Source organism: Scytonema hankhaensis NUACC26, assembly GCF_045865695.1.
Taxonomy (GTDB): Bacteria; Cyanobacteriota; Cyanobacteriia; order Cyanobacteriales; family Nostocaceae; genus Scytonema.
Genome location: NZ_BAACAP010000072.1, coordinates 1 through 11,184, shown reverse-complemented (window position 1 = coordinate 11,184; position 11,184 = coordinate 1). Strand labels below are relative to the sequence as shown.

10 protein-coding genes are annotated in these 11,184 nt (G+C 41.9%); 5 read left to right on the top strand and 5 right to left on the bottom strand.

Annotated features, from left to right (window positions below):
• Nucleotides 1-1,963 precede the first annotated feature (1,963 nt).
• Nucleotides 1,964-2,284, top strand: coding sequence for a thioredoxin domain-containing protein (locus ACKTT2_RS02145; RefSeq protein ID WP_407883494.1), 321 nt, complete (start codon nucleotides 1,964-1,966; stop codon nucleotides 2,282-2,284).
• Between the two features lie 10 nt (nucleotides 2,285-2,294).
• Here ACKTT2_RS02145 and ACKTT2_RS02140 read toward each other — a convergent pair whose 3' ends face one another.
• Together ACKTT2_RS02140 and ACKTT2_RS02135 are read right to left on the bottom strand one after the other, a co-directional pair.
• Nucleotides 2,295-2,519 (bottom strand): hypothetical protein, encoded by a 225-nt coding sequence (locus ACKTT2_RS02140; RefSeq protein WP_407883492.1) that lies wholly within the window; start codon nucleotides 2,517-2,519, stop codon nucleotides 2,295-2,297.
• A 139-nt stretch (nucleotides 2,520-2,658) separates the two neighbouring features.
• Nucleotides 2,659-4,485, bottom strand: coding sequence for a DUF5942 domain-containing protein (locus tag ACKTT2_RS02135; RefSeq protein ID WP_407883490.1), 1,827 nt, complete (start codon nucleotides 4,483-4,485; stop codon nucleotides 2,659-2,661).
• Nucleotides 4,486-4,866: 381 nt separating this feature from the next.
• Here ACKTT2_RS02135 and ACKTT2_RS02130 point away from each other — a divergent pair, with 381 nt between their 5' ends.
• From ACKTT2_RS02130 to ACKTT2_RS02115, 4 genes are all read left to right on the top strand, one after another.
• Complete coding sequence (locus ACKTT2_RS02130) at nucleotides 4,867-5,277, top strand: hypothetical protein (RefSeq protein ID WP_407883488.1); 411 nt, start codon at nucleotides 4,867-4,869, stop codon at nucleotides 5,275-5,277.
• A 55-nt stretch (nucleotides 5,278-5,332) separates the two neighbouring features.
• Nucleotides 5,333-6,151: a bifunctional hydroxymethylpyrimidine kinase/phosphomethylpyrimidine kinase gene (thiD, locus tag ACKTT2_RS02125; protein ID WP_407883486.1), complete on the top strand. Its 819-nt coding sequence runs from the start codon at nucleotides 5,333-5,335 to the stop codon at nucleotides 6,149-6,151.
• 303 nt (nucleotides 6,152-6,454) lie between these two features.
• The gene (locus ACKTT2_RS02120; RefSeq protein ID WP_407883484.1) at nucleotides 6,455-7,027 is read left to right on the top strand and encodes a hypothetical protein; all 573 of its coding nucleotides are present in this window, start codon (nucleotides 6,455-6,457) and stop codon (nucleotides 7,025-7,027) included.
• Nucleotides 7,028-7,148: 121 nt separating this feature from the next.
• Entirely contained in the window at nucleotides 7,149-7,487 is a 339-nt protein-coding gene (locus tag ACKTT2_RS02115) for a P-II family nitrogen regulator (RefSeq protein ID WP_017749852.1), read from the top strand.
• Nucleotides 7,488-7,571: 84 nt separating this feature from the next.
• Here ACKTT2_RS02115 and rdgB read toward each other — a convergent pair whose 3' ends face one another.
• The 3 genes from rdgB to pip all read right to left on the bottom strand — a co-directional run bounded on the left by rdgB (nucleotide 7,572) and on the right by pip (nucleotide 10,821).
• Complete coding sequence (gene rdgB, locus ACKTT2_RS02110) at nucleotides 7,572-8,150, bottom strand: RdgB/HAM1 family non-canonical purine NTP pyrophosphatase (RefSeq protein WP_407883481.1); 579 nt, start codon at nucleotides 8,148-8,150, stop codon at nucleotides 7,572-7,574.
• Nucleotides 8,151-8,246: 96 nt separating this feature from the next.
• Nucleotides 8,247-9,683, bottom strand: coding sequence for a phosphoglucomutase/phosphomannomutase family protein (locus tag ACKTT2_RS02105; protein ID WP_407883496.1), 1,437 nt, complete (start codon nucleotides 9,681-9,683; stop codon nucleotides 8,247-8,249).
• A 190-nt stretch (nucleotides 9,684-9,873) separates the two neighbouring features.
• Nucleotides 9,874-10,821, bottom strand: coding sequence for a prolyl aminopeptidase (gene pip / locus ACKTT2_RS02100; protein WP_407883479.1), 948 nt, complete (start codon nucleotides 10,819-10,821; stop codon nucleotides 9,874-9,876).
• Nucleotides 10,822-11,184 lie beyond the last annotated feature (363 nt).

The following is an 11,184-nucleotide window of genomic DNA, read 5'->3' as shown; positions in this document are numbered from 1 at the left end:
GTTCGCACCAAGTAGTCATTTTGCCCTACTGGAGTTACGGAAATGTGAAATTCCTGGGTCACAACTTCTCCTGCTTGCCTCCTAAATCTGGTTTGGAACGCGAAAGTTTCAAGTCGATGTTTCGCTCTTACTGATACCTTAGATGCATCCCGCCACTGAATGTTTCTGATTCAGCTTGTTCTGCTTAACATAATCTAACCCACAAAAACCCATATCTCCTAGACCAGATGTCACAGTGTCTTCTGTGCAACGGCAGAAACGGGTTTGAAGTCGGTGAAATGTTATCTAAGGTAACAAGGAGAGAAAATTCCTCCTTCGAGACCAAGACTACCTTTCTATAAGATAAGTAGTTTCGGTTGTTGAATTTGTGATTTCTACCTCCTTTCTTAACTTTATCCGGATTTTATAAGTTCCGCCCAGAACATTCATAGTGGTAGATGCACCTCGATCGCGAGCTCCCACAAAGCCAATCTAAGCCTTTTGGGAGTTTTTCTGTATTTTTTTGCAGAAGGCAAAAGTCTGAAAGCACTAGAACGGTGTTTCAGACCCTGCCTAACTAGTAAAGATGCCCTATACCTTGCCTAAAGTGTACGGTGGTTGATGCGATGGTTGATGCAACGAAAGAGATGCGATCGAGGCAAGGTTACAATCTACGAAAAAGCATCCGTAGACATCCTAACAATTTTCCCTTAATAACTCACTCCCCTTATTCAAACCAACACCCTCTACGGATTTTTTTGTGCTTTGCATACCATATTATTCTCCAAAGTATCGATACAGTTAACGTAGTGCGCTGTTATACAAAAGTGGTAGTGACCTGCAACGCTTTTTACGGTTGTTCTTTAACGGTACATGAAAATACCGTATTGGTAATTGATTTTTATCACTTATCCGGATGCCCTGGTTAATCTAAGAACAATGTAGTGGTAGATGCACCCTGATAACTGACTCCCCTGGATAGCTTTTTAGCTACTAGGGGTCTTTTTTTTATGAGATAAATAACACCTTGATTTTTTTTACTACTTATCCGGATGCCCTGGTTAATCTAAGAACAATGTAGTGGTAGATGCACCCTGATAACTGACTCCCCTGATAGCTTTTTAGCTACTGGGGGTCTTTTTTTTGTGAGATAAATAACACCTTGATTTTTTTTACTACTTATCCGGATGCCCTGGTTAGTCTAAGAACAATGTAGTGGTAGATGCACCCTGATAACTGACTCCCCTGGTTAGCTTTTTAGCTACTAGGGGTCTTTTTTTTGTGAGATAAATAACACCTTGATTTTTGCTACTTATCCGGATGCCCTGGTTAATCTAAGAACAATGTAGTGGTAGATGCACCCTGATAACTGACTCCCTAGTGGACTTTCGGCTACTAGGGATTTTTTTTGGAGACGCCAAGATACCCAAATTTTTTCTAACTTATCCGGATAACCCTGGTTAAGCCGCGAACCGAGTAAACGGTAGATGCACCCTGATAACTGACTCCCCTAGTTAGCTAATAAGCTAATAGGGGTTTTTTACCTAAACTAAAAAACACCATTAGACCCTGGTTAAGCTGAGAACACAGCAAATGGTAGATTAACCCCGTCTTTGACTCCCTTTCTAGCGATAAGCTTATGGGGGATACATATTATTTTTGACACAAAAATAGCAAAATTACAAAAATTTTTGGCAAATTTTCCGGAGTCCCCTAGTTAAGCTCAGAACATAGGATCTTGTTAGATTCACTATAATAACTCAATTTCTCAAATTGCTCGCAATTAGCAAAAAATTTTAAAAATTTTTTATAAGTTAAGAATAAGAGTCATAGATCGTAAACTGAAACAGAAAGTTTTTCCCACTTTCCAGCTAAATTTTACAATTCTTAAGATTTTTAACTAAAATTCTTGACTTGCTATCCTAGTATGGTAACCTTTGTACAAAAAGGTTAGCTGTGCCAGTCATTGTAGAGTTTCGTACTTATGAGTTTAGCTGTCATTAAGTTTTCGTCAGAAGACTGCGGCATTTGTCACAAGATGTCTTTTTACGACCAGAAAGTTGCTGAAGAACTAGGTCTAGAGTTTATTAGCGTGAAAATGCAAGATACAGCAACTTACCGCAAGTATCGGAAAATTCTACTCTCTCAGTATCCCGATAAATCAGAGATGGGATGGCCTACCTACATTGTCTGTGATTCACCAGAAGGAGAATTCCAGATTATCGGGGAAGTCAAAGGAGGTCACCCCAAGGGAGAATTTAGAAGTCGTTTGCAGGCAGTTCTAGATTCTAGTAATTCTAACTAAGAGCTACTCATCACATTAGCTCAAAAGATTTAACCTCAAGAACAGGGCCAATCATAGCAGTTGTCATCACGTCTTTGCGAATTTGCCCTGTAACTTTTGCGTGTTGTCCCGATTTAAGTAAGCTTTTGTCAGCACCTCTAAGGATTTCATAGGTAGTTCCTTCATTAGTAACTAACGCCCAAGCGCCAGTTCCAATGTCGCGATGCTGAATAGTGCCTGTAACTGTAATGCTCATGGTTGGTTGTTGGTTGTTGGTAACTAGGGAACTATAAAAAATAGATTATCTCCGGAAAGTGGGATGGGCGTCCTCGCCCGTCCCATATAAATAGCGGGCAGGATGCCCGCACTACAAGAAATTTTGGGAGATTTTTTATTTAGGTAGTTTTAACTGCTAAACGCGCTAAACCAAAACATAGTAAAGCATTAAAGGAGAGGAAAAGACGCGCAACAATACCACTACCCATTCCCCAAACTGCTGGATCTAATGCTGCACTCACAGCTAAGCAAGCTGCAACACCGATTGATGTACCAATGGCAAACCACTTCCAATCTCGGTGTCCTAGTAGTAACGCTATTAGAATCAAGGGAATCAATACACTGGCAAACAATGGGTTGAGGGCATTTGTTCCTTGCAGGCTATTACCTAACTCAGGGATTGAACTTCCCAATAAACGGAAAGGCCATTGAGGAAGGTCAAAGATATAAAATCCCTTAAAGGGGAATAAACCAGAACTACCAGCAATTAAACCAAATGAGAGACTCCACCCCCAGTTGAATGGGAAGTAAACCCGTAAAAACCAAGCCAGGAGATAGGAACCAAGAACCATCAAAACTTTAGGTAACAGCGCTACAGCACCGCCATCAATCCAGAAGCGGGGGTTGAGATAGCCGTTCTCCCGCAACCAACGGAAGAAATCTTGGAAACTAATTTGTCCGTGGGTGGCAAGTTTCACTGCAGCTTCTGCATTGAGTTGTCCAGCACCATAATAGTTCAAACTGTCTTCTTCAATAGTTCTAACGGATTGTTGGAGAACTTCGGCAACTCGGTCTGGTTCTTTCACTCCGGCTGCTTCAATTAATGCAGCAACGCCAGCAACGTGAGGGGCTGCCATACTTGTGCCTTGATATCCCCTAAACACGGAACCGCCATCGTTGTCTGGATCGATTGTTTCTTGCAAAATCTTACCAGCATCGCTACCACCAGGAGCTGAAATATCTACTCCAGCACCGTAGTTCGAGTATGGAGCTTTTTCTCCATCCGGACCGAGAGCAGAAACACCAATAACATGAGGATAACGTGCCGGATAAGCAGCAGAATTCTCATTTTCATTACCAGCCGCCGCAATTATTGCCACACCTTTATTGTAGGCATAATTAATTGCATCTTTCATCAACTGGCTTTCACCGCCACCGCCCAAACTCATGTTAATAACGTCTGCACCATTGTCAGCAGCAAACTTAATCGCTTCAGCTATATCAGCTACGGTTCCGCCACCATAAGCACTCAGAACCTTTAAAGGCATCAGTTTCGCTTCATAAGCAATTCCAGCAACTCCATAACCATTATTAGTCGCTTGAGCGATCGTACCAGCAACATGGGTGCCATGTCCGTTATCGTCGTCAGCTTCTGCTCGATCGTTTACAAAATCGTACCCAGGGACAAATTTTGTTTCCTCCAAGTCGCGCACGCGAGTCACACCCGTGTCGATCACCGCGACGGTAACGCCGTTACCTTTATTTTGACTCCACGCACCTTCTACATTGATATTGTGAAGATTCCACTGCTTGCTGTACATCGGATCGTTAGGTGCGATCGCAGCTTTCTGAGTGAGAGGTTGCTGTAGTGATGAATCTCCAGTCAAATCAACTTTCTCAGACTGTGGGATTTTATAGACATAATTAGGCTCAATAAATTCCACGACTTTAGAGAGTTGGGACTTTCTGAGTTGTTGAAGTCGCAGTTTATCGCCCTTAATGATATACACATTCTCCTTAGCGGAAAATTTGTTATCTAATTGAGGTGTGACGTGGTACTCTTGGGCTAGTGCTTGCAAATTCTGTTGCAAGACTTCCTGAGAAATATCTTCACGAAAATTTAACAAAATTGTATCGAACTCACCGTTGGCTGCCAATCCCTGAAAACCAAACAGGGCAACACCCAAACCGATAATAAACAAGCCAAATATTATAAGCTTTCTCATCTCAACCGATTACCGCTTCTTGCCAGGTTGCTCACTAACTTGACGACTCCCTTGGCTAAAGCCGAAGGGATTCTTTTTGGATTTTGGCTATACTCAACCAATCCTACGGTGGTCAAAGCACCGTCTACTCTGACTTCCTAGTTCAAGACTAGGTTTCAGCCTACTTTTTTTCTAGATGTACATCACTATTGCCAGTTCGGTACGCTCAGTAACCTGCCATTATTTACGCCTTTTCGTCTAAAGAACACAAGCAGCTTTCATCCCTAAGCTAAAGCAACAGGGTGTTCAGCTTTTCTTTTTTATAACTCAAACAAGACCGTTAGTGGTGAATTTTGCATTAAAATTAAAGACCATTTAAGCAAACCTCTGGAATTTTTTAAGATGGAACGCGGTCTTCTGTGGTTACCCCTATTAGTCGCATTCTTTTGGTTGGCTTGGCAAGGCTCAAAAGAGTATCAGAAAATTGAAGCTTACCGTACTTGGGCGCAGCAATTTGAAAAGGCTAAGTACGATATTTATTCAGTTTTAGGTCAAAAAGGTTCCCAAATCACTTGCGGCAAACCCACTCCGAAAGGTCCGGTTAAACTAGAAACATTTTCTTTGCTTGATGTTCAGCAAATCCGTCTTTTAGTAGATGACAAGTCTGTGGACTTAGGCAACCCTCCCCAGAAGGGTCGTACTATCGAGTTGGAATTTGTTTTTCCTGACCCCTCTCAATCGGTACGTGTTCCCTTTACAGAGATTCCCCTAGCTGCTGAATGGGGGAAGTATCTACAAACAGTGACCACCTGACCAGTGACCACCTGACCAGTAAGCAGTTAATCTACCTCATTTTTACTTCCTAGTTATGAATACCGACATATCATCCAAAATACCTGTTGCTTTAACAATTGCTGGTTCTGATAGCGGTGGAGGTGCGGGTATTCAAGCCGATTTACGAACTTTTGCGTTTCATTGCGTCCACGGTACAAGCGCTATTACTTGCGTTACAGCACAAAATACTTTAGGTGTTATGGCCGTGGAGGCGATACAGCCACAGGCTGTTGTCGCACAAATTAATGCCGTATGTGATGATATTGGAGTACAAGCAGCAAAAACGGGAATGTTGCTGAACAAGGAAATTATTGCTGCTGTTGCCGAACAAGTGGAAGCTTTGCAAATTCCTAACTTGGTAGTCGATCCCGTTATGGTATCTCGTACAGGAGCTCAATTACTAGATGATGATGCTGTAAAGAATCTCCGCAATCTTTTAATTCCTAAAGCAGCACTTGTAACACCAAATCGCTATGAAGCCCAAATTTTAAGTGGTTTGCCGATTAATTCGTTAGATGATATGAGGGCGGCGTCTCACATCATTCACCGCAATACAGGCGTCAAGGTAGTTTTAGTTAAGGGTGGAGGTATGCAAGGCAGTTTGCGTGGGGTAGATGTTTGGTTCGATGGGCATCGCATGGAAACTTTGACAACCAAACACGTTGATACAAAAAATACTCACGGTACTGGTTGTACCCTGTCAGCAGCAATTGCCGCAAATTTGGCGCTTGGAAAAGATTTAATAACAGCACTCAAGCAAGCAAAGGAGTATGTAACCACTGCGCTATCTTACTCTCTTACTATTGGCAAAGGTCAAGGTCCTGTGGGTCACTTTTTTCCGTTGTTGAAGTAGGCGATTGGGGACTGGGGACTGGGGACTGGGAACTGGAAACAAGGAGGACAAGGTAGAAACTTCTCCCTTGTCTACCCTCTTTCTTGTCCCCATTGCCCCTTATCCCCAAAGGGGATCCCGAGTTCCCCAATCGCCAATCGCCAATCCCTAATCCCTTGTGTATTTAGTCACAAAGTTGTACATTAAGATTCTTCTCCTGAGGGACATTTTTCTATTACTCTTAAGCTTAGTTTCTAAGGCTGAGTATCTTCGATCGCAGTCTCTGATTGTTCAATTACATTAAATTGTGATAAGAATCCACTAATGCGTGCAACGACAGGTTCCGTCAACAACACCACATCTAGTGCAACCACTCCAAGCTACTCCCCCTCTGTACCCCTTTCCGTGTACCGGGATTTGGCTTCAGAGTTGCATACTGTTCGGGCAAATCTAAATTCTCTTTCTGCCCAGAATCAACAACTCGTGCAAGAGAATGAGTTACTTCGACAAGAAATTTCTAAAGCTGTTGAGTCTATCTTGCATTTACAAAAACTAGTTGATTCTCAGCCCAAAGTTAGTTATTCTCAAGCTCCTCCTCCATCTTCTCATGATTCAAAACCTCAAGCAAAAAAACAGATGACGCAACCTTCTTCCAAGAAGCAAGTTTTCCGCCCGCGTCCTCTTGCCGTTACAAATGAAGTAGAAATCGATCTTCCTACTCCACAATCTGTCTATGTAGAAGAGCAGGAAGCAAGTTATTATCTTCAAGATGAAGAACCAGAACCTTCACAACTTAATAGCTGGTGGTTTATAGTAGCTATCTTGTTCATTATTGTTATGGGTTTTGGCGCTGGTTATTTAATTGTACGCCCATTACTAGGACAACAGACTCGTTAAGAATGCTTTCATAACGCTAACTAATGTTTAGGTTGTGTTAAATAAGCTACAAACAAATAAAAACGATCGTCAAAGTCAGAGAATCTGCTTAGATAGAATACGTAGAAGTTAGGAGAGAAAAATGAAGAAAGTCGAGGCTATTATTCGTCCCTTTAAGCTTGATGAGGTGAAAATTGCGTTAGTCAATGCTGGGATAGTTGGCATGACAGTTTCCGAAGTACGGGGTTTTGGACGGCAGAAAGGTCAAACTGAAAGATATCGTGGTTCTGAGTACACTGTAGAGTTTTTGCAAAAACTGAAAGTGGAAATTGTTGTTGAAGATAACCAGGTTGACATGGTTGTAGATAAAATTATTGCTGCTGCTCGTACTGGCGAAATTGGTGATGGTAAAATCTTTATCTCACCAGTCGAACAAGTAGTGCGAATTCGTACTGGTGAAAAGAATACAGAGGCAGTATAGTTTAGTTAATGGTTAGTAGTTAGTGGTTAATGGTTAGTAGTTAGTGGTGAGTAAGGAATTCAACTAACAACTATCAACTAACAACTAACCTACAGCAATTGTCTCTAACTTTTGAAGTAAAGTATCAAACGCTTTACCCCGATGACTAATTGAACGCTTCATTTCTGGTGTCATCTCTGCATATGTAAATTGCATTTGGGGGACATAAAAAACTGGATCGTAGCCAAAGCCACCAGTCCCACGAGTTTCATGAAGAATTTCACCGTGACATATACCTTCTGTTTGTAAAGCAATACTACCATCCGGACGAGCGATCGCAATAGCACAAACAAATTGGGCTTGCCGATTTGGTGTATCGCCTAATTCTCTCAACAATCTAGCAATGCGATCGCTATCAGTTGTACCATAACGAGCAGAATAGACTCCGGGCGCACCGTTTAAAGCATCTACTTGCAAACCTGAATCATCCGCAATTGCCCAGTTTCCCGTGGCTTGTGCAACTTGAGATGCTTTTAAACAAGCATTGGCTGCAAATGTTTCTCCCGTTTCTTCTACTTCTAATTCTTTAGGTTTAAGAGTTAACTCCCAATTAGTATCAGCCAGGTAAGCTTGCATTTCGCGCAATTTTCCCGGATTTCCTGTCGCTACAACAAGTAATGTCATTAGTTGGTGGTTAGTTGTTAGTTGTTAGTTGTTAATTGTTAGTTATTAATTGTTACTCATAACTACTAACCACTAACTATTAACTATTAACATAATTTATTCCGCCCAATCTTTTGCCCAAGCAAGAGTTTGATGCACTTGTTCGAGGGTAGGGGCTTCGCAATACAGACGCAAAACTGGTTCGGTTCCGCTAAAACGAATCATTAACCAACTGTTATCGGCTAGGCGGAATTTATAACCATCAATGGTCTGGCAATCAATGACTGATTTTCCAGCGATTTCTGTCAAAGGTTGGGTTTGTAGTTGTTCTAGAAGACGCGATCGCACGGACATACTCGATAATGGTAGGTCAATGCGATCGTATGCGGAATTAAAATTAGTTTGTTCTTGTAGGTGACGGTAATAGTCGCCCAAATTTAGCCCGGATTCAACAATGGCTTCTAGTACATACAATGCTGACAGCAGTGCATCTCGTTCTGGGATATGACTGCCATAACCAATTCCTCCCGACTCTTCTCCACCCAACAGGACTTCTGCTTCTAGCATTCTATCTGCAATGTATTTGTAACCCACTGGTGTTTCAAAGACTGACAAATTATGCAATGCGGCTAAGCGAGGAATTAGATCGGAGCCACTTACAGTTTTGACGATTTCTCCTTTAAAGCCCCGTCTTAAAGTCAAATGGTCAATGAGTATAGGAACTAGGACTTGCGAACTCAGGAAATTTCCTTCTCCATCTACTGCTGCAATGCGATCGCTATCTCCGTCAAATACCAAACCGACTGTTAAACTAGAAGGCGTCGTTTCTCGATGCTGGTGCATTATCTCAAACAATTTTGAAAGGTATTTAGGCAGGGGTTCTGGCGCACCTCCATCGAAGAGAGGATCGCGATTGCTGTTAATCTCTTTTACCTCATTGCCAAGTAGCATTGCCAGCCCACCAGCGGCAGCACCATGCATAACGTCACCAAATACCGTCAGTTTACCTAAAGAAATAGCATCACGAATTTTAGTAATATTAACTTTGCCTTCTAATGCTTCACAATAACTTTGCCAAGGATTAAAATGCTCTATTTTCCCTGGGCTTGATGCAGCTGGTAATTCTTGAGTTAACAGTGCTTCTATCTGTTTTGTCACTTCAGGCGGTACAGAACCACCGAAAGCGCTTTTGACTTTTAAGCCCAAATATTTTCCAGGATTGTGACTTGCAGTAATCACCAATGCTCCCAGAGCATTTTGTTGCTTTGCTGCCCAACTAAAAGCTGGGGTTGGAGCATAAGTATCAGTTAATAGCACATCAAACCCAGATGCTGATACAACCTCTGCCACTTTACGAGCAAAGTCTTCTGCCATAAACCGTCGGTCGTGTCCCACAACGATTTTACGACTACCTACTTTGTCTCCATATGTATCAAATAAAACTTTTGCGGCAATTGGCGCTACTAAAGCTACTCGTTCAAAGGTGAACTCATCTGCAATAACGCCACGCCAGCCATCTGTCCCAAACTTGATTGAGTTAGTTGCAACTCGCATCGAGGTATCCCAACTTCCTAACATAGGATTGTAACATTTACATAGGGCACCCGGTACTCAAAGAACACATTGTTTCAATAAGTACAATGTGTCACTAGATTGTTATGACACACAGTGTAGCAAAATTGTTCCGCAATGGGCAATGGGCAATGGAAAGAGAAAATATTACTTCTTACCATGCCCTATTCCCTTATAAATCTACAAAACGATCGGTTGCTTCGATCAAAGCACTGAGAATTCCTGGTTCTGTCATGGAATGTCCAGCATCAGGAACAATAATAAATTCTGCTTCTGGCCACGCACTATGTAATTCCCAAGCTGATATCATTGGACATACAACATCATATCGTCCTTGAATGATGACTGTAGGAATGTGACGTATGCGATGGACATTTGCAAGCAAGCGATCGTCTTTTTCAAAAAATCCTTTATTAATAAAGTAATGACATTCAATGCGTGCAAACGCCTCTGCAAAAACATTCTCGCCAAACTTTGCCATCAAGTCTGTGTCTGGAAATAATCTGCTCGTACTAGCTTCCCAAATTGACCAAGCACGTGCCGCTTGCAATCGAATATTAACATTTGGATCGGTCAAGCGTTTGTAATAAGCTGTCAGTAAATCATGGCGTTCATCTAACGGAATTGGTTTTAAATATTCTTCCCAAGCATCAGGAAAAATATAGCTAGCACCCTCCTGATAAAACCATTGCAATTCTTTTTCCCTCAGCATGAATATACCACGTAAAATTAATCCCACGCATTGAGAGGGATGAGTTTGACTATAGGCTAATGCTAAGGCACTCCCCCAGCTACCGCCAAAGACAACCCACTTTTCTATATTTAAATGCGATCGTAGTTTTTCAATATCGCTAACCAAATCCCATGTCGTGTTTTCCCGTAGTTCTGCATGAGGCGTACTTTGACCGCAACCTCGTTGGTCAAACATTACAAGCCGCCATTTTTCGGGATTAAAATATTGTCGGTAGAAAGGCGGACATCCACCACCTGGTCCCCCATGTAGTAAAACAATAGGCTTACCTTGCGGGTTTCCTGACTCCTCAAAATGAATAGTATGTAAATCGGAAACCTTTAGAGTACTTTTTTTGTAAGGTTCAATAGGTGGATACAGTTTCTTCATCCTGCTGATTTTACTGACTTTTATAGTACCTGCAATTAAGCAGTTTAAAGCAGTTGAAGCACCAAAAAGGTAAAAAACCCAGTTTCTTCATTCACTCAGCCAAGCTATTACAGTTCTAATTTGTGTATACTCATACTGCATCAATCCGCTTCTTGTGGGATGGGCGTCCTCGCCCGTCCAATTGTGCAAAACGGAAGTAAAACAGCTTTATTTAAATAAGATTGCTAATCATCGCTAAAAACAAAACCCTCTCCTAAGTGTAGCTAAAGGAGAGGGGTTTGCGATATATAGAACCTGGCACCGAGCTATTTTTGCGGGCGGCTACCCGCCAACTATCGTCGCCGCATCAATGTTTCACAACTG

Excerpts from the sequence above, each read along its gene's own strand:
- ACKTT2_RS02145 (WP_407883494.1), top strand. The coding sequence starts at position 1,964 with ATGAGTTTAGCTGTCATTAAGTTTTCGTCAGAAGACTGCGGCATTTGT.
- ACKTT2_RS02140 (WP_407883492.1), bottom strand. The coding sequence starts at position 2,519 with ATGAGCATTACAGTTACAGGCACTATTCAGCATCGCGACATTGGAACT.
- ACKTT2_RS02135 (WP_407883490.1), bottom strand. The coding sequence starts at position 4,485 with ATGAGAAAGCTTATAATATTTGGCTTGTTTATTATCGGTTTGGGTGTT.
- ACKTT2_RS02130 (WP_407883488.1), top strand. The coding sequence starts at position 4,867 with ATGGAACGCGGTCTTCTGTGGTTACCCCTATTAGTCGCATTCTTTTGG.
- thiD (WP_407883486.1), top strand. The coding sequence starts at position 5,333 with ATGAATACCGACATATCATCCAAAATACCTGTTGCTTTAACAATTGCT.
- ACKTT2_RS02120 (WP_407883484.1), top strand. The coding sequence starts at position 6,455 with ATGCGTGCAACGACAGGTTCCGTCAACAACACCACATCTAGTGCAACC.
- ACKTT2_RS02115 (WP_017749852.1), top strand. The coding sequence starts at position 7,149 with ATGAAGAAAGTCGAGGCTATTATTCGTCCCTTTAAGCTTGATGAGGTG.
- rdgB (WP_407883481.1), bottom strand. The coding sequence starts at position 8,150 with ATGACATTACTTGTTGTAGCGACAGGAAATCCGGGAAAATTGCGCGAA.
- ACKTT2_RS02105 (WP_407883496.1), bottom strand. The coding sequence starts at position 9,683 with ATGCGAGTTGCAACTAACTCAATCAAGTTTGGGACAGATGGCTGGCGT.
- pip (WP_407883479.1), bottom strand. The coding sequence starts at position 10,821 with ATGAAGAAACTGTATCCACCTATTGAACCTTACAAAAAAAGTACTCTA.